15 protein-coding genes are annotated in these 17,747 nt (G+C 55.2%); 5 read left to right on the forward strand and 10 right to left on the reverse strand.

Going from position 1 to position 17,747, the window contains the following annotated elements:
• Positions 1 to 123 precede the first annotated feature (123 nt).
• Positions 124 to 3,150, reverse strand: a complete 3,027-nt coding sequence (locus tag RY831_RS28205) for a CHASE domain-containing protein (protein ID WP_326509665.1) — start codon at positions 3,148 to 3,150, stop codon at positions 124 to 126.
• Positions 3,151 to 3,725: 575 nt separating this feature from the next.
• Between RY831_RS28205 and RY831_RS28210 the strand changes: the two genes are divergently transcribed.
• The 3 genes from RY831_RS28210 to RY831_RS28220 all read left to right on the forward strand — a co-directional run bounded on the left by RY831_RS28210 (position 3,726) and on the right by RY831_RS28220 (position 6,821).
• Complete coding sequence (locus RY831_RS28210; RefSeq protein ID WP_326509666.1) at positions 3,726 to 5,900, forward strand: hybrid sensor histidine kinase/response regulator; 2,175 nt, start codon at positions 3,726 to 3,728, stop codon at positions 5,898 to 5,900.
• A gap of 267 nt (positions 5,901 to 6,167) precedes the next feature.
• Positions 6,168 to 6,515, forward strand: coding sequence for a hypothetical protein (locus RY831_RS28215; protein WP_326509667.1), 348 nt, complete (start codon positions 6,168 to 6,170; stop codon positions 6,513 to 6,515).
• 123 nt (positions 6,516 to 6,638) lie between these two features.
• A complete protein-coding gene (locus RY831_RS28220; protein WP_326509668.1) occupies positions 6,639 to 6,821 on the forward strand; it encodes a response regulator transcription factor in 183 nt (60 codons plus the stop codon).
• 235 nt (positions 6,822 to 7,056) lie between these two features.
• On the opposite strand, the gene RY831_RS28225 is transcribed toward RY831_RS28220, so the two are convergent.
• Together RY831_RS28225 and RY831_RS28230 are read right to left on the reverse strand one after the other, a co-directional pair.
• A complete protein-coding gene (locus RY831_RS28225; protein WP_326509669.1) occupies positions 7,057 to 7,491 on the reverse strand; it encodes a pilin in 435 nt (144 codons plus the stop codon).
• 194 nt (positions 7,492 to 7,685) lie between these two features.
• Entirely contained in the window at positions 7,686 to 8,105 is a 420-nt protein-coding gene (locus RY831_RS28230) for a pilin (RefSeq protein WP_437126335.1), read from the reverse strand.
• A gap of 240 nt (positions 8,106 to 8,345) precedes the next feature.
• Between RY831_RS28230 and RY831_RS28235 the strand changes: the two genes are divergently transcribed.
• Positions 8,346 to 8,822, forward strand: coding sequence for a tetratricopeptide repeat protein (locus tag RY831_RS28235; protein WP_326509671.1), 477 nt, complete (start codon positions 8,346 to 8,348; stop codon positions 8,820 to 8,822).
• 123 nt (positions 8,823 to 8,945) lie between these two features.
• On the opposite strand, the gene RY831_RS28240 is transcribed toward RY831_RS28235, so the two are convergent.
• The 6 genes from RY831_RS28240 to RY831_RS28265 form a co-directional block, all read right to left on the reverse strand.
• Positions 8,946 to 9,464: a GNAT family N-acetyltransferase gene (locus tag RY831_RS28240; protein ID WP_326509672.1), complete on the reverse strand. Its 519-nt coding sequence runs from the start codon at positions 9,462 to 9,464 to the stop codon at positions 8,946 to 8,948.
• Between the two features lie 190 nt (positions 9,465 to 9,654).
• Positions 9,655 to 11,556, reverse strand: coding sequence for an ABC transporter ATP-binding protein (locus RY831_RS28245; protein WP_326509673.1), 1,902 nt, complete (start codon positions 11,554 to 11,556; stop codon positions 9,655 to 9,657).
• A gap of 438 nt (positions 11,557 to 11,994) precedes the next feature.
• The gene (locus RY831_RS28250) at positions 11,995 to 13,479 is read right to left on the reverse strand and encodes an aminotransferase class V-fold PLP-dependent enzyme (RefSeq protein ID WP_437126336.1); all 1,485 of its coding nucleotides are present in this window, start codon (positions 13,477 to 13,479) and stop codon (positions 11,995 to 11,997) included.
• Positions 13,480 to 13,485: 6 nt separating this feature from the next.
• Entirely contained in the window at positions 13,486 to 13,950 is a 465-nt protein-coding gene (locus tag RY831_RS28255; protein WP_326509675.1) for a Rid family detoxifying hydrolase, read from the reverse strand.
• Between the two features lie 862 nt (positions 13,951 to 14,812).
• The gene (locus tag RY831_RS28260) at positions 14,813 to 15,610 is read right to left on the reverse strand and encodes a dienelactone hydrolase family protein (RefSeq protein ID WP_326509676.1); all 798 of its coding nucleotides are present in this window, start codon (positions 15,608 to 15,610) and stop codon (positions 14,813 to 14,815) included.
• 114 nt (positions 15,611 to 15,724) lie between these two features.
• Complete coding sequence (locus RY831_RS28265) at positions 15,725 to 16,147, reverse strand: DoxX family protein (RefSeq protein WP_326509677.1); 423 nt, start codon at positions 16,145 to 16,147, stop codon at positions 15,725 to 15,727.
• Positions 16,148 to 16,530: 383 nt separating this feature from the next.
• Here RY831_RS28265 and RY831_RS28270 point away from each other — a divergent pair, with 383 nt between their 5' ends.
• Entirely contained in the window at positions 16,531 to 17,091 is a 561-nt protein-coding gene (locus tag RY831_RS28270; protein ID WP_326509678.1) for an NADPH-dependent FMN reductase, read from the forward strand.
• 12 nt (positions 17,092 to 17,103) lie between these two features.
• Here the strand turns inward: RY831_RS28270 and RY831_RS28275 are convergent, their stop codons facing one another.
• Positions 17,104 to 17,514 (reverse strand): diacylglycerol kinase, encoded by a 411-nt coding sequence (locus RY831_RS28275; protein WP_326509679.1) that lies wholly within the window; start codon positions 17,512 to 17,514, stop codon positions 17,104 to 17,106.
• Positions 17,515 to 17,747 lie beyond the last annotated feature (233 nt).

Genomic DNA, 17,747 nt, shown 5'->3' on the forward strand with positions numbered 1-17,747 from the left:
GTCCGTTGCTTCATACAGGACTAAGCAGAACACCGTCACTTTCCATGTAAAAGAGGCCGTGACAGAGACATGCGCCATTACATGCTTCTGATTCCAGCATCCATTCCTGCGCTTATGAAGAGATCAGGCAAGACGTTGAAAATCCTTCTTGACAGTACTCGAGGCAAGAACCTGGCGAATTCGTTTTGCTAATTGCTCCCGGTTGTATGGCTTACTCAAGAGCTGAACACCTTTTTCGAGTTGACCACCGCTGACCAAGGCATTTCTTGTATAACCCGATGTAAAAAGGACAGCCAAGTCGGGTATGAGCACTTTGCCCTCCTGTGCCAACATGGGGCTTGATATCGGCCCGGGCATAACCACGTCGGTAAAAAGCAGGTCAACATGCTTGCCGCTACGTAGTCTATCGAGTCCGCTTTCCCCGTCGTGGGCTTCAATTACTTCATATCCTAAGTCCGACAAGAGCCCGACAACTGTTGCCCGAACTTCGGCATCGTCTTCGACGACCAGGATCGTTTCGCTGCCACCTACAGGCGCTTCTCCTTCTTCTGATGGCACTGTCTCTTCAGCCTCTGGTACTTTAGGAAGATAGATTGAAATAGCTGTACCTTCGCCCGGAGCGCTATCAATCTGGATGTACCCTCCGCTTTGCTTGACAAATCCATACGCCATGCTGAGACCTAGCCCCGTACCGACTCCAAGTGGCTTTGTCGTGAAAAATGGCTCGAATGCCTGGTCGAGAACCTCGTTGGACATACCGATGCCATTATCAGCCACTAATACGAAGACATACTCTCCATCAGGAACATGCTTTCCCAGATGCATAGACCTTGAGGAAACAGTCTCATTTTTCAGAACGATCGAGAGGATTCCGCCATCGGGCATAGCATCACGTGCATTGATAGTCAGGTTGAGGACAACGTTTTCAAACTGACCGCGGTCCACAGCCACGTTCCACAAGTTTTCTGGAAACGAAGTCTGAAGTGCAATGGCTTCGCCCAGCGCACGCTGTAATAAGTCTTCCATTTCTACAACGATGCGGGATGGATTTATCACGACGGGTTGCAAGGGTTGTCGTCGCGCGAATGCCAGCAATTGCGAAGAGAGTTTTGCGCCTCGGTCGACTGCAGACATTACCCCATCAAGTCGCTTTTCAATGGCATGTTGGCCTGCCAACATAAATCTGAGCAATTCTACGTTGCCGCCAATAGTTTGAAGAACGTTGTTGAAGTCGTGCGCTACCCCGCCGGTCAGTTTTCCCACTGCTTCAAGTTTCTGTGAATGCTGTAGCGCCACCCTCGCTTCCTCCAGCGCTTTTGCCCGTTCAGCCTGATTCCTTTCTGCCTCTTTGCGTTCAGAAATGTCTCGAATGAATGCACTGACTGCAAACCCCTCCAGCTGGGGTACGCCTGCTAATGCCAGCTCTACCGGGACAACGTGACCATCTTTATGGAGAGCAGCAGCCTCAATGACATTGCTAGTTAGATTTTTATTATCCGTTTCAGAAAATTGCATCATTTCCCGTCGATGAGCTTCTCTATGCTCACGTGGAATAATCAGATCAGCAAAGTCCTTTCCGAGTGCTTCTTCAGAGGTCCATCCAAATGTCTGTTCAGCTTTCACGTTCCAGTCTGTGATATGCCCATCGCTATCCAAAGCCACAAACGCATCATGGGAGTTTTCCAGAATGACGCGCATACGATGCTGTTCCATGGCAAGCCGATTATTTGATTCCTGGAGCGCTTCTTCATTCTGCTTGTGTTCAGTGATATCCGTATGCGTACCGATTGCGCGCAAGATTGCTCCATCATTTGTCCTGCTTACTGCCGTTCCCCGAGCAAGTATCCACTTCCAGCTACCATCCTTACATTGCATCCGGAATTCGTTTGAGTATGTAGGTCGGACGCCGGACAAGAACTCATCAGCAATTCTCATGGTGGCGCTCAAGTCTTCTGGATGAATCAGTCGTACCCACTCAGACTGCTCACCTTTTAAATCCGAATCCGCATAGCCGAGCATCTCTTTCCAGCGTTTGGAAAACATGATTTTCCCCGTCGCCGTATCCAAATCCCAGACACCGTCACCGGCTCCTTCCAATGCATATTTCCATCGGAATTCGCTCTCGCGCAGATGGTTAGTCATGGAGTTTGCTAACGCCAGCGCACGTTTGCGTCCTGATGCAAGCGACCAGAAAAGGATCGACAGAATTGCACTGGCAATGACGCCACCCAGCACAATGATGGTCGGCTCGCTTGATTGAAGTCGTGTCTCAAAGACCGGACTTGACCGGATTAACAGGGTCCATGGGCGCCCGCCTACCGTAATCTGTTCTTGGGCTTGGAGAAGTGATGCATGATTTAACGATTGAGACGGTGTTTCTATTGAATGAAAAAGCAATGCCTGGTTGGAGACTTCATTTCCGTCATAGATGGCCATGATGATGTCACTTGAACGTTCACCGCCTAAACCCGCCATCAAATCATTCATTCTGAACGGTGCGCCTATCCATGCGACGATGTTCTTGCGTCGCTCCTCAACGGTCGTTACGGTCGCACCGCGACGATAAACCGGGAAGTACATTACCAGTCCTGATTGGTCCCGCTCCCCATTTTCCTGAATAAGCTTTACTTTTCCGGACGCCGCTGCTTGCCCAGTATCGCGTGCTCGCTCCATTGCCTCTCGCCTTACAGAGTCGGTCAACATGTCGTAGCCATGCGCACGCAGATTTAGCCCGGAGAATGGCTCGATATGCGTGATAGTCGAGATCGTGTCCCGTTCACTGGTAGGGAAAATAGTATAGTTTGGGAAACCCTCACGGCGGACGGTTGCAATGTGCTGCTCCTTCATATCCTTTGGCACAATCTGGGAAATGGCCAAGCCTTGGATGCCGGGATATTTTTCTTCCAAGCGAAGTGAGCTGACGTACAGCCGGAATTCCTCTCGATTGACGCTATCTGACGCCATAAGAAAAGCTTGAGCGCCGCGCTGTACCTGTTCATAGGTTGCCATGCGCTCTTCAATACGCTTGGTTGTTTGCCTGACTTGAAAGTTGAACTCGGCTTTAAGTCCCTGCTCGGAATAGGCTTTAGCGGAATTTCCCAAAAATAAGGTAACCGCTAACGCGAAGATGAATACGACTATCGCAAGCATTTCAGGGGAAGCGGCCCACCGACCCAAATCGAATGGGTCAGGGTGCTCCGCTAGAGGTCCCGCTCCCTCGTTGCGTTTTCGGTCTGGTTGCGTCATTGGAAGAAATGCTTGCTTCCATTAACCTGGCAGAAATGCCTATTCACTACTAGGGTGGTGTCCATGGGCGCTTTTTGGAAAACATAAAGTATAGTTACTTGACATGAAAAGGCTGAATCGATTCATTCTTTCATGTTGAAGAGACTTGTTTTTAGTCTCGCCTTTTCCCGGCTCACTCAGACCATTGCATACTCAACCTAAGCTTGCTTGGCGACGGTAGATTTCTCGTTGGACATTGACCCAATGTCTGACAGAAGTCAATTTATGATTTATGCAATACACCAAGAACTCGGCTTACGAACCCGTTGTCATGGTCAAGGTGAAGCAACTTTGGGGATTTTCCATAATTGATGCGCCCTATTCCACCGGCGGCAGAAAATTTGTCCCGCATGAGTAGCCAACTTGGACTGTCTCAAAGTCCTCAGGTAGTATTCTTCCGTCGCAAAATTCTCCTCGAACTCTTATCCAACTAGCCTTCAATGAAAGTCAAATCGCATCTGGCTGTGATGGTCACGGCAGTACTCGTGCCCATCGTTTTCTTCTCAGGCTGGACGCTGTTGATGCTCTTGCAGGCCGAGCGTGATCTGGCGCTTCGCAATATGCACGAGGTCGCGCATTCGACCATGCTGGCAATCGACCAGGAAATGGCCGTAGCCTTTGCAATATCCACAACCCTGGCGACCTCTCATCGGTTGAAGGACGCAGACTTCGCTGCATTCTACGAAATCGCCATCGCCACGAACAAGGGAAGAAATACTCACACATCGCTGCTAGACAATACGGGCCTGCAGCTTTTCAACACCCTCGCGCCTTACGACGCCGAGCTCAAGCCGCCACTTCCCACGACAACGGAGAGAATCAATAAATTGCTTGCGACAAACGAGCCGGCGATTTCCGATCTCATTCTCGGCAGCAGGACAAGAAGCTATCTGGTGGCCGCGGAAACGCCGGTCACAATCGATGACGGGCGCCGTTTCGTCATTACGGAGTGGCTTTACGTGAACGCATTGAAGGAAAAATTTCCCAAGACCCTTCCCGATACCTGGCTGATTTCGCTGTTTGACCGCAATGGCATCACGATTGCCCGCAACATCGAGCACGATGCATCCGTAGGCAAACCTCCCCTTCCCGAAATACGTGAATTTATCTTGGCAGGCACCAATCAGTTTCGGGGTCGCAGTCGTGAAGGACTGGAGGTCTATGCGGTAACGGCAAGATCCAGCCTCACGGGTTGGACGGTCGGGATCGGCGTGCCCGTATCCGAGATCGAGAACTCGGCCAGGCAGGCGGCGATCCTCGGGGCGCTCGGACTTTTCTCCGCCCTCCTGATCGGAACATTTGCGGCCTATTTATTCGGTCGCAAGCTTCTCGATGCGGTGAGAAGCGCATCGAGCGCGGCTTCGTTGCTGGGCCAGGGGAAAATCCCCGAAAGGCATCATTCTTCATTGGATGAAGTCAACGAGCTGCATGAAGCCCTGCTTGACGCGGGCAAGGTGCTGCGGGAGGCAAACACTGCCAAACAGCGGCATTTGCAAGAGGTGGAAGAAGCCAGGAACCTGGCTGAATCCCAAAGCAGGGCCAAGGACGAATATCTGGCAATGCTTGGACACGAACTGCGCAATCCACTGGCGGCGATACACTCCGCTGCGGCATTGCTCAGGATGGATGGCGTATCCGAAACGGTTCGCCGGCGCGCGCAGGAAGTGATAGAACGACAATCCGACCAGCTGTCTAGCCTCGTGGACGAGCTGCTCGACTCCCAGCGCATTCTGAGCGGGAAGATTACTCTTTCCAAGGCGCCGGTGGACTTGGCTGACGCAGTCAGGCACTGTTACGACAGCTTCGAGGCGCAAGGCATTCCAGGCAAATACCGGGTTTCGCTGCGACTGGAACGCGCCATGATCGTCGCCGACGCTACGCGATTGAACCAGATGATTGCCAATCTGGTCGAAAACGCCTTCAAGTACACGCCGGAAGGCGGCACTATTGATATCTCGGTGAAAGCGGAAGCCGGAAGCGCGGTTTTCGAAATCAAGGATTCCGGCGTCGGCATTTCTCCGCTTCTTCTGTCAAACATTTTCGAGACCTTCGTCCAGGGCCCTGTAACGAACCGGGCCAAGGGCGGCATAGGCATGGGATTGGCCGTGGTACGGTCGCTCGCCAGGCAGCACGATGCCCAGGTAAGCGCCGAGAGTCAGGGCGAAGGAAAAGGAACCACCTTCCATCTCCGCTTCCCACTGTTGAAGGTGCAGGCAAAGGCGGGCGTTATTGAACGGACCAAGCGGGAGCAGACTTCAACGAAGAAAATACTGGTCATTGAAGACAACAAGGATGCACGCGATCTGCTCTGCGAACTATTGACAGCCCATGGGCACCTGGTTTCCGCAGCCGAAGATGGATTGAGCGGCGTGCAGGCAGCTTTCGCGGAACGTCCCGACCTTGCCTTGATCGATATCGACCTGCCGGACATACAAGGCTACGAGGTCGCGACACGCCTGCGCAACGATGTCCGCACAAAGGGCCTCAGGATGATTGCCGTCACAGGATATGGACAGGAGGCAGACCGAATCAAGGCGCTTGAATCCGGCTTCGACAGCCATTTGAAAAAGCCTGTCAAGACGGATGAATTAATGGCGGCGATCATGAATGCCTGACCTTGGGCCTTGAGACAATCATTTTAGTCTTGCATCGCGCGAAGTTGAAACTTCGGCGCGTGCCTAGGCAAGGGAAGTGCATGGGCAGCATATGGAACATGGGCAGTGGCAGTCGAAGGATGCGTTTCCAACGCCATGGCCTCTTAAATGTGCGATGACAAACTACGGGGCTTCGGATGTTGCCATCCATTGACGTTATTGGCCAGCAGAGTGGTGAGGCAGACTCGGGATGAATAGTCTTCGGAGAACTTGTCCGTATCAGCTTATATGAGACTCTCGCGTTTTATTGTCTTGTTTCCGCTGGCTGCGTTCTCGCTGTATGCGAAAGGACAGCAGGTTTGCCTCGATGTCTGCCCGGCGCAGAAAACGGAATGCCGAAAGGAAGCCGAGCGGGCGGCACAGAGCGATGCAGTCATTCCTTTTTGGGCCAAGGCCGACAAGGCGGCACAATCCGTCCCGCAGCAGAATGCGCCGGCAGATCATGCATCGACCCAGATAAAGGAAGACGGTTACCGGACGCGCAGATCGAAGAGTCTTGCCATGTGCGAAGAAAAATACCAGATCTGCCTCGTCTCGTGCAGGTTGAACAATTTCCGGGACGCTCCCCGTCAGTAAGCTTTTCGTTGCGCGTTGCTACCGCCTCTGGCGATGGAAGAGAAGTCCGCTGGCCGGGATGTCCTTGCAATGGGTACCAAAATCATCAGAGCGCGGCGACATGGGCAGAGGGAACACCGCGAAATGGCATCCGCGCTGAGAGCCGTCAAGCACGGCTCTTACGAATCCATCGAGAAGCCGCTTGACGCAGGAACCCTGGCGCCGGCGGTCATGGAAGCGCTCGAGACAAACGCGGCGCAGCAAAAGCAGCAATGCATGCAGGACGTCGGTACACATGGCCACGGAGGGCTAGCCGAGCGCGATTAGCAGGTGCTAAGGCCCCTGCTTGACAGGAAAACAGCCGCTCCATGATGGAAGAATTGGAGGTTAGTGTAGAAAAGATCGAATTCCATCGTGCCAAAATCCGGGAAAAGCTTGAGGTTGCATCACCGGCGGAACTGTTCCTTCTTATTCCCAAAGGCTTTTAAGGAACACTTCCGTGCTGAGGGCCGAATCAAATGCGGAAAAAAGCGCTTTGTCTTAGGGCGGTCTTTAAGGAAAATTAGTCGAAACAAACCTTGGCTGCCAAACAGGTTCCTGACTGCGTCCAAACAATTTGTGTCCCGTTCAACGAAGGAGTATTGACGTATGTATATCCACCGGCTGCAGCATTAGCAGTAGCTGTAACTGCCGCAGTTGTTGCAGTAATTGCTACCGCAGTAGCGGCTTCTTTAGAATTAGTGATAGACGTCAAGCCAACTTTCGTTGCGGTATCACATAAAGACGCATCGCCTGCATTCTCGTTAATACACATTGAAATAGCCGACTCGACTGCAGCAGCAGCTGAAACAATGTCTTGGAATTTTGCTTTAGTAACATAATTTTGGTAAGCCGGAACTGCTACCGCGGCCAATATACCAATGATCGCAACAACAATCATCAACTCTATTAGAGTAAAGCCTTTTGAGGCTCGGTGTTTAACCTGAGGAATTTTCATATATTTTCCTTGGATGCACATTGGCTGCATTTCCTTATCAATGCAATTGACATTCCGTGAACTTTCTAAGCTTCAGCCAATTACTTTTAATAACACAGGCAATGCGTCAAGACTAATTAACTAAAGACCACTTCTGCTTGTAGCGTCGGAAATTTAAAAACGCCCCATACGGGGCGTTTGCTTGAAAACGTATATTATTGAGTGCAGACTTTTGCTGCAAGGCAGGTGCCAGACTGAGTCCATACAATCTGAGAACCATTCATTGCAGGAGTATTGATGTAAGTATATCCGCCTGCTCCAGCGTTAGCTGTCGCTGTTACTGCAGCAGTAGTAGCAGTAATTGCCAATGCCGTAGAAGCCTCCTTGGAGTTTGTAATCGAAGTCAATCCGACTTTTTCAGCTGTATCACACGCACCAGCATCTCCAGCATTCTCGTTCAAACACAAAGAGATCGCTTTTTCCACTGAAGCTGCAGCAGACACGATGTCTTGGAATTTGGCTTTTGACACATAATTTTGGTAAGCAGGAATCGCCACTGCCGCCAAAATACCAATGATCGCCACTACGATCATCAATTCGATCAGGGTGAAACCCTTTTGTACGTTTGCCTTCATCTGTGCCGGTTTGAACTGTTGCAGTTTCATGTGATTCTCCCTTGGTTGATCAATTCGGCGGTCTTTACCGCGCTGATTACCTATTAGCAGCTTGCGTGCCAGTAATAAAATTTGAGAAATTTCTTTGATTTTTCACAATGCCTGTGTTTTGATGCTGCCAAGCGCCTGATTTGCCGGTCAAAAAAGTCTGCCACAGCACTTGTCATGATAAATTGCCTGCCAGAATTGATGGAATATTAGATGTTTGCTATCAGTCTCAACGCCGTGATTGCATTAACTGACCAAAGCGAGCGTACGCTGCGCCGACGCATTGCCGATGGCAGCCTTCCCCGGGTGGCCGAGGAAGGCGGCTCGTCTTATAAAACCCTCATTCCGTTTGAAGCAATCAGACCCCAGCTCGTGGTGCCGCTGGACAGTGAAGATATTCAGCTTGTTAAGCAGGCAGATTCGGGCAGCGCCAGTGCCCAGAACGATCTTGCCCTGTTGCTTCTGTCACACCGGAAACCGCAGGGAGCACTTTACTGGCTTGAGCTGGCCGCCAAGCAGGAGTGTCCGGAAGCGATGCACTGGCTGGCCCGCTGTTATCTGGAAGGCAATGGTGTCACGCGCGATGAAAACATCGGCCTAATGTGGCTGGCGCGGTCTGCGGCGCGCGGTCATTTGATTTCGCAGGAACAGGTGCAGGCAATGCGGGAGTGCTTCATCCGGCATCATTAGAGCGCATTCGGTCTGGCAGCAGCTTATGTGAAACCGCCTGACGCAATGCGTCCGCCTTCTCTCCAGATACAGACAAAGACAGCACCCACTGTCGACAACAGCGCAAGAACATCTGCGGAAGAGTCAGCCAGCGGCCAGATTACACCGGCATGCCGGCTTCTGCGGATAGCTGGCCACGAGCCTCTTGGAAAAGAGGACGCCTTCGGCACCATAGGAAGTTTTTGCGGTAGCGCCCTCTATATAGCCGTTGCGCGCATAAAAGCAGCGTGCGGTCAGGGTGCTGGTGACCTGCAGGCTGGCCAGGCCCCAGTTCCGGGCCTGCGTTTCGAGGGCCTGCAGCATGGCCTTGCCGGCGCCGATGTGGCGACTCTCCGGGGCGACATAGAACAGCACGATCCTGCCCTGCCTTGTCATGACCGCCACGCCGGCCAACCTGTCATCGACGATCGCCACCATGGAATGGTTGGCTTGTGCGCCGAACCAGCATCGCACATTCTCGGGCGTCTTGTTCCCCAGCCAGGCAGCAAGCACCTCGGCGTCGTGGCGGTGGTCATCCTCGCAACACTCCGAGATCGAGCGCCTGAGCACGTCGCATGCATCCTTTGCATCATCGGGTTCTGCTGTCCTGATCGCTATCGTCATCGCTATTTCTCTGTTGCGCTCACCGTCGTTCGCCGAAACTATAGTGCTTTCCGGCCGCTTCTGTCACCCGCAAAGAGGCCTTGTGTTGTATGGGTACGATTGTCGCATTGGCATCCGCTCCCTGTTCGAACGCTTCGCAGCCGCCCTTGTGCGCCGGAGGCGGCTGCAATTGATGCTGAACGGATGAGACCTAGCCCGCCGGTTCGACCGCCGGCTTCTTGCCTCGACTGTCTTCGCCGAATCCAGGCGGACTCGCTTCGGACATCGGATCTCCATCGGCAAACGGACGCTCCGGCAGGAAGCCTCCCGACTGCTTGTGCCAAAGCCGATGGTAAGCGCCGCGCCTGGCCAGCAACTCCGCATGGCTGCCGTCTTCAATGATGCGGCCGTTGTCGAAGACGAGTATGCGGTCGAGATGCGCGATGGTCGATAGCCGGTGAGCCACCACGAGCACCGTCTTGCCGAGCATGACTTCATCGAGCGTGTCCTGGATGGCCTTTTCCGTAACAGTGTCGAGGCTGGACGTGGCCTCGTCCAGGATGAGGATGGGTGCATTCTTCAGGATCACCCGCGCAATTGCGATCCGCTGCCGCTGGCCGCCCGACAGCTTGACGCCGCGTTCGCCTACCATGGACTGGTACTGCTCCCGGATCTGCATGATGAAGTCATGCGCATGCGCTTTTTTCGCCGCGTCGATCACTTCGTCATCGCTCGCGTCCAGCCTGCCATAGCGGATATTGTCCATCAGGCTGCGATGGAACAGGCTTGGGTCCTGGGGAATCAGGCTGAGCTGCGCATGGAGCGCATCCTGCCGCATCTCGCGCACGTCGACGCCGTCGATAAGTATGCCGCCGCGCTGCGCATCGTACAGGCGCAGGATGAGGCTGACGAAGCTGGACTTGCCGGACCCGGAAAAGCCCACCAGCCCGACCCGCTGGCCGGCGGGAATGCGCACGTTGAGCTTGTCGAATACCTTCCGTTCGGCATGGTAGCCGAACTCCAGGTCGCGGAACTCGATCTCGCCGCGCTGGATGGCGGGCGAAACCGCAACGGGCCTGTCGACAAGTTCATGCGAACGCACGATGGTCTGCACGCCGTTGGCCACGTTTCCAAGATACTCGAAGAATTCGAGGAAGCGCCGGCTCAGGTTGCGCGCTTCATTGATGATGAGGAGCGACAGGCTGACCGCCATCACGAAATCGCCGACGCCGATCTCGCCTTTTCCCCAGAGCGTCAGCGCGTAGTACAGCACGCCGACCTTGAGCAGCGCGGCAGCGGTGAACTGGAACCAGCGGACGCGCTCGTTGTAACCGTTGGATTTGCGCACCGCGCGCAGCTCATGCGTCTGCGCCTGGGCCAGCAGCCCCCGCTCGTGATCGAGCCGCGCAAACAGCCGGGCGCTGGTCAGATTGGTGACGGAGTCGACCAGCTTGCCGGTCGTCTCGCTGCGTGCCGCCGCAGCGCCCAGCGCATGCGGCTGGCAGCGCCGCGCCAGCGCATAGGAAATCGCGATGAAGAAGAAGGACCATGCGCCGACGAACAGGCCCAGCTCCACATGCGCCTGGAAAAGCAGCACGATGGAGACTCCGAATACGATGGCGACCGGCCAGAATTCGGTAATGACGGACCACAGCGTCTGGGTCACGCCCATCGCGGTTTCGCTGATGCGGTGAGCCAGCGCGCCGGCGAAATTGTTGCTGAAGTAGCGATGCGAATGATATTGCAGGTAGTGATACACCGAACGCGTGACGTTCTGGCGCTGGCGGGGGCCGAGGCGGATATGGATACCGCCCGCCATGCGTCCGAACAGCAGCTCGCCTGCCGAAAAGGCAATGAACAATAGCAGCGGACCGCGCATCGCATCGACCATGTCCATGGAATGTCCGCTCGCGCCGGCCACGCCTTTGACGATGAAATTGAGCGCATACGGAATCATGATGCCGCAGACTGAATGCCCGGTTTCGAACAGGACCAGCGCAAGGTATGCCCAGCGGTAGCGGGCGACGAAGTGCAGGATGAAGCGTAACGGCGTGTCGGGCAGTGAAGGCGCGTCGGGCGCGCGCTGCAAGGAGTCGGTACTACCTGGTGTCATACTGTCAATCTGTGAGTGCGCTGGAGTTGCGCTTTGGTCGGCATGCGAAGCGCGGCGCCGGGAATCACGGACGCACACGCGCTTCGCGCAGCAGTGCATGGGGTTCGACCATCTCCCCATGGAAATTGTTCATTGGAACCCTGCGATGACTGGAGTGCGGACTCGCCTGTAAGCTCAGCTTGTCGTGCTCGCGGCGCTCCATTGATTTTCTCTTAATGAAGTGCCCGGGGCTGAAGGATCGGGAGCACGGGCTTGGTCAACCGGCCCGGCTGGGGGAATTGGCGCAGCTATCGACGGCTCAAGGGATTGCCCGGGGTCGATACGCGCTAGCTAGGATTGCGGAGGAAGGCAGCGTCCTTGCGACGGACGCTGCGCGCGAAGGCCCATGGTCTTCGGCGGGACCGCGTTCGAAAACGCAATCCCGCCCTGGCTCGAAAATCAGGCCAGCTTCTTCGACAGGTCCCACATGGCATCGACGAGCCGGTCGACATCCGACGCGTTATGCCACAGGTGCGTCGATATCCGCACCGGCCAGTGATCCGCCTGCGAATTGATGACGGGTACATTGACGTTGCGGATGACGAATCCGCGGTTGTAGTCGGACAGCATCCTTGAAACGAAGGTGCCTGATTTGGTCGAGTTCAGCACATCGATCGCGTTATGGAACGGGTTGAAAGAAGTGATGGCCGAGACCAGCCTCGGATCATCCTTGGGCGAATACAGACGTTCCACGCCCCAGCGCTCCGCAATCTTTTCCTTCAGGTATTGGCTGAGGGTCAGATCATAGGTTTCGATCTTCTTGCGGCCGATCTGGTCCCACATTTCGCAAGCCTTCACCAGCGCGGAGAACATCGGCGTATGCAGGCTGCCGCAGCTGGTGATGATGCTGCCGATGTCGTATGTTGCCGTGCCTGTGGTGGTGCGCACCGGGGGCGTGGTCGGATAGCTGCTGGTGTGGATCGGATACCATTTTGGCAGCGGCAGCGGATTGGATGCGCGGATCTTGTTGCGTACCACAAGGATGCCCGTGGAACCCGGTCCGCATTGCCACTTGTGCCCTGCCCCGGACATGAAATCCATTCCTAGCTTGGCATAGTCATAGGCCATCATGCCGGGCAGGTGCGCGCCATCGACGATGCTGATCAGCTCGTTCTGCTTTGCCACTTCCATCAGTTCGGCAATCGGCAGCATGGTTCCCGTCTTGTACGTCGGCGAAGACCACATCATGGCCTTGACGCGCTTGCCGCTGGCCCTGAGCTGGTTGATGCGCTGCTGGAACAGGTTTACATAGGTCTCGGCGGTCTGGTCATTTCCTACCGGCATGGGCACACGCGAAACTTCGATGCCGTAACGATGCTCGGCGATCCGGAGTGGCACGTCGCCTCCCGGGTGCTCGTGATTGGTGGTGACCACCACGTCGCCGGCCTTCCAGTCCAGGCCGAGAATCGCATGGCACATGCCCGAGGAGGTGTTGGCCGAGAATGCAAGCTCGTCCGGATCGACGCCGAAGCCGGGAGCGACCTTGGTGCGATCCGCGAGCAGGTTGGTGTAGCCGCTGCCGGAGTTCCTGGCCTTGGTGCGGTTCTCCTCGTCGAAGATATCGAGCGAGATTTTCGGCATGGATCCCGCCGTGCCGATGTTCATGAATGTGCGGTTGGGGTCGAGCACGAACATGCTGTTGATGCTGGCCCAGAAGCGGTCGTCCTGCAACAGACGGCTGCGCAGAGCCACTGCGGAAGTGTTATTGGCGAACGCGCTCAGCGGACTCGCCGCCGCGACCGCAGCGCCGGCGCCCAGCATGCGCAGGAAATCGCGGCGACTCGGCGTCCAATGCCGGGTATCCCCGTAGGACGATCCGGCAATCGCGTTTCCTGAATCTTCAGTGACAACATCTTTGCTCATGGTTCTGTCTCCTGCATTAATTTGTGGTTAACGGCGTCCGGCAACAACTGCAATTTCTATCAGCACGTCACGCGGCAATCGCGCGACCTCGACGGTGGCCCGGGCCGGTGCATTGGTCTTGAAATACTCCCCGTAGATCTTGTTCATCACCGCGAAGTCGTTCAGGTTTTTCATGTACACGGTGCTCATCAGGACATCGTCGTAGGACAAGCCCTGGGATTTCAGCTTCTCGCCGATATAGTCGAGGACCAGCCTGGTTTGTTCTTCGACGGTGGTTCCCTGGACGGCATTGCCGGCCTTGTTCAGAGGGATCACCCCGGAAAGAAAGATCAACCCGCCGTGAGACGTCATCTGGGAATACGGACCGATGGCGGGGTAGATCTTGTCGGTTGATAAGATTTGCTTGGAGGTTTTGCCCGGCATTGCGCAGCCGGTCAGCGCGATGGCCAAGGACATGGCGACTACACGGAACACCGCTCTTCTATTACCCATCAGAATGTCTCCTTATATTATTGGCGGGATGATTCTATTCAGACGTGACTGTGTCATGAGATCCGATTGTCTTTATCGAATGCTCTCCTTTTAAGAATGAGGTTAAGGGAGTTCAACAGGTAGGGAGAATGAGCAGACTGGCTCGCATGGCGTTCCGGTAATTTGCTGTCTCCTTAAATTTACACATTAGACGCAGATCGTGTTACCGGATTGATTAAAAATAAAAAATGAGAAGGCTTGCACGCATGCGGTGCATATAAGCGCCAGCCCGTCCGCTTTTCCGCATTTGCACAATTTCCTGGCGTACTTAAACCTGCTTCGGCTTGTTGATTGCACGAGCAATGGAAAGAAGGATTCGAACATAAGAAAGTGGAACGTGCCAGCATACTTACACGCGAACGAGGTTCAGTGGCGGTTCTTAAAGAGGCATCTGCAAGTTATGCTTTAAGGAAAGCATGGTTAAAATGCTGAACGATGCTTAATGAATGTTAAAAATTGGCGATCTTTTGGCCGTGGGACCATACCGCTCGATGACGATTCCTTCCCAGGCCGGATTGGCCTATAGGCCTGACCAATTGACAAGCTTTCATGTTTGTGAAGGCGAATCCCGGGTATAGGAATGTGTAGAAGGGGTGCAGGAGTCTTGCATTATTTCAAGCCACGGCTGCGATGCATAAGTCCCGCATGAGCTTTGCTCGAACCTTATACCAATCTAAAGTCATTTCATAACATGGGATTGGTATTTCTTAAACGGCAGTGTAAATATTATGATTATGGGCTCGCCTGCCATCGAATGACAGTTTGTCGCTGCCGGTGCGGACAGGCCATGCGAGCCTGTTGCCAGGCCGCATCGCCGAATCTTTCAGACGCCGTGCTGCCTGAACCAGTCCAGCATGCGCCGCCAGCCGTCTTCGGCCGCTTCTTTTCTGTAGGATGGTCGGTAATCGGCATAGAACGCATGCGGTGCATCGGGATAGACATGAAGGCTCGATGAATCGCCGGCCTGTGCCAGCGCCGCGCGCATCTGTTCGACCGTTTCCAGAGGAATGCCCTGATCCTGTCCGCCATACAGCCCGAGCACCGGCGCCTTCAGCCGTGAAGCAAGCTGCACCGGATGCTGCGGCATCAGCGAAGTGGAATCGCCGACCAGCTTGCCGTACCAGGCGACGCCTGCTTTCAGTTTCGGCTGGTGCGCCGCATAGAGCCAGGTAATGCGTCCGCCCCAGCAGAAGCCCGTCACGCCGGCGCGGCTTACATCGCCGCCATGCTGCTGCGCCCAGTCGAGGCTGGCGTCGAGGTCAGCCATGACCTGCTGATCGGGAACGGTGAAAACGATCTTGCGGATCTCGTCGATGCTCTCCAGTCCCGAGACATCGCCCTGCCGTACATACAGGTCCGGAGCGATCGCAAGATAGCCAAGCTTGGCGAAGCGGCGGACGACATCCTTGATATGCTCGTGAACGCCGAAAATTTCCTGCACCACCAGGATGACCGGATGCGGACCGTTTCCTTCGGGCGCCGCCCAGTAGGCGGGAATGTCGCGGTCGCCGGCGGGTATCTGGATCTCTCCAGCCTGCAGGCCGGCGGCATCCGTGGTGATCAGGGTAGCTTGTACCGGCGGAGTTGCCGCGGCAAACGATGTGAGCGTGGAGTTGTTCATGAATTTCCCCTGGATTGCTGAAACGCCTGGTCTCTATGGCGCAGCATGGATGCGGCCGGCAGCCGCCGCGGCCATGCCGGCTTCCCTTCTCATGGCATGAAGACTAGCAGGAGTTTAATTCCAGCGTCCGCTCTGCCCGCCGATGCTGTATCGGCCTGCGCCAAGGAAGGCGACCGCAAGCGCGGCAACCAGGAACATGGCCTGCAGCTCCAGAGCCCAGCCGCCGGTCTTGGTAATGCTGAAGAGATCCTGCATGTGCGCCAGCACGACGGCGAATACCATGTTGACCGCAATGATCAACGCTGCCGGCCTCGTCATGAGGCCGACCAGTACCAGCAGCGGCGCGATCACTTCCCCGACGTAGACCATGTAGGCGAAAACCGGCGGCAAGCCGATCTTGGTCACCATGCCTTCGATGCCGCTGACGCCGTTCATGATCTTGGCCACGCCGTGCAGAAGGATGAGCAGCGCGAGCGTAACTCGCAAAATGAGTTTCCCGAAATCTTCAGAAACGCTTCCTGTTTGATGACGATGCATGGCAGATCCTTTTCTGTTCATGTTGTTCTTGGCGGAAAATTGTGCGCAATGCGGCCGCTGCCGCCCACTCTAGCCGACGTACATCTTTATGTGGCCAGCATGGAGATTTGCCATGGCTCCCCTGAACAAGCTTAGGGACGATTCTTGGCAGGTTCTGCGCGAATGATAACGCCGAACGCTTGTTCATGTGCAAACAGCGCCTTGATGCAATTCCAAGCCTTTTCCCAGGCTTGCATTGACTGCATGCGTCGTCTTCAATTTTGCACAAGAACGAAGGCGGTGCTCCGAAGGCCAGGCCGCGAACCGGGGACAGAGGTACGCTTGTGCAGACATCGCCGGGAGAGGCGACAATAGGCCCCTTATTCCATATTGCAAGGAGCAACATGAGTCAAACAAGAAACGTGGCCGTCGTCATCGGCAGCCTCCGCGAGGATTCGATCAGCCGCAAGCTGGCACTCGCGCTGAGCGGCATCGCGCCGCCCTCCCTGTCCCTGAGTATTGTGGAAATCGGCAGCCTCCCCCTTTACAACCAGGATAACGATACCGATCCGCCGCAGGCGGCGCGCGATTTCAAGGCACAAATCCAGAATGCCGATGCGGTGCTGTTCATCACGCCGGAATACAACCGATCCGTTCCGGGATCGCTCAAGAATGCCATCGACACCGCCTCACGCCCATACGGGCAGAGTGCCTGGAATGGCAAGCCTGGCGCAGTCGTGAGCCTGTCCCAAGGCGCCATGGGCGGCTTCGGCGCCAACCATCACCTGCGCCAGTCGCTGGTGTTTCTGAACGTGCCGGTCATGCAGCAGCCGGAAGCCTATATCGGCAATGCCGGCAATATCGTGGGCGATGCGGGAGATTTCACGAACGACTCGTCGCGTGAATTCATGCAAAAATTCCTGCAGTCGTTCGCGCAATGGATCGAGCGCAATCTTCCCGCTTGATCGGAGCGGCTTCTATGCCGTGAAAAATGCTCTCGCCAGCGGCAGCAGGATGACGATCCAGGTTGCCGCGGCGAGCAGCAGCGCGAGAAATACCGCCGCGCTTCCGACGTCCTTGGCGACCTTGGATAATGGATGCCGCTCAAGGGAAATCCGGTCGACGACGGTTTCGATCGCGGAGTTGAGCAATTCGACAATGAGCAGGTTGATCAGCACGGCAACCAGCGCAAGCCGGTGCACCGCGGGAAGAGGCAGGAATAATGCGAGCAGCATTGCCGGAACGACGACCGCCAGTTCCTGGCGGAATGCGTGCTCGTTGCGCCAAGCCGCCTTGAAACCTTGCATCGAATAGGAGGCAGCCGACATGATGCGCTTCAAGCCGCTCTTGCTCTTGAATTCGCTGAATGATGTTTTGTTTTCCGTCATTGCCTTAGGTAAATCCCGAGTTCTCCACGCTTGCTTGCCGTCATCATTTGCCGACGGCGTCTCGAAGACTACACGCAAAACATACGGCAGTCGATATGCCGCGCCCGGCAGTGCGGACGGTACGAGGTGCCGTCATCGCGTGAAATGCCCTCGATGGAGAAAGCTTGATATGCGCTAGGGGAACCGTCCGAATGTAAGAAAGAGCCTTTTTCATTTTTTCACGATGTGATATA

The sequence above is a fragment of the Noviherbaspirillum album genome (assembly GCF_035916955.1).
GTDB lineage: Bacteria > Pseudomonadota > Gammaproteobacteria > Burkholderiales > Burkholderiaceae_D > Noviherbaspirillum > Noviherbaspirillum album.

Excerpts from the sequence above, each read along its gene's own strand:
- RY831_RS28265 (WP_326509677.1), bottom strand. The coding sequence starts at position 16,147 with ATGCATCGTCATCAAACAGGAAGCGTTTCTGAAGATTTCGGGAAACTC.
- RY831_RS28275 (WP_326509679.1), bottom strand. The coding sequence starts at position 17,514 with ATGACGGAAAACAAAACATCATTCAGCGAATTCAAGAGCAAGAGCGGC.
- RY831_RS28245 (WP_326509673.1), bottom strand. The coding sequence starts at position 11,556 with ATGACACCAGGTAGTACCGACTCCTTGCAGCGCGCGCCCGACGCGCCT.
- RY831_RS28235 (WP_326509671.1), top strand. The coding sequence starts at position 8,346 with ATGTTTGCTATCAGTCTCAACGCCGTGATTGCATTAACTGACCAAAGC.
- RY831_RS28240 (WP_326509672.1), bottom strand. The coding sequence starts at position 9,464 with ATGACGATAGCGATCAGGACAGCAGAACCCGATGATGCAAAGGATGCA.
- RY831_RS28270 (WP_326509678.1), top strand. The coding sequence starts at position 16,531 with ATGAGTCAAACAAGAAACGTGGCCGTCGTCATCGGCAGCCTCCGCGAG.
- RY831_RS28260 (WP_326509676.1), bottom strand. The coding sequence starts at position 15,610 with ATGAACAACTCCACGCTCACATCGTTTGCCGCGGCAACTCCGCCGGTA.
- RY831_RS28220 (WP_326509668.1), top strand. The coding sequence starts at position 6,639 with ATGGCATCCGCGCTGAGAGCCGTCAAGCACGGCTCTTACGAATCCATC.
- RY831_RS28230 (WP_437126335.1), bottom strand. The coding sequence starts at position 8,105 with ATGAAGGCAAACGTACAAAAGGGTTTCACCCTGATCGAATTGATGATC.
- RY831_RS28255 (WP_326509675.1), bottom strand. The coding sequence starts at position 13,950 with ATGGGTAATAGAAGAGCGGTGTTCCGTGTAGTCGCCATGTCCTTGGCC.
- RY831_RS28225 (WP_326509669.1), bottom strand. The coding sequence starts at position 7,491 with ATGAAAATTCCTCAGGTTAAACACCGAGCCTCAAAAGGCTTTACTCTA.
- RY831_RS28215 (WP_326509667.1), top strand. The coding sequence starts at position 6,168 with ATGAGACTCTCGCGTTTTATTGTCTTGTTTCCGCTGGCTGCGTTCTCG.
- RY831_RS28210 (WP_326509666.1), top strand. The coding sequence starts at position 3,726 with ATGAAAGTCAAATCGCATCTGGCTGTGATGGTCACGGCAGTACTCGTG.
- RY831_RS28205 (WP_326509665.1), bottom strand. The coding sequence starts at position 3,150 with ATGCTTGCGATAGTCGTATTCATCTTCGCGTTAGCGGTTACCTTATTT.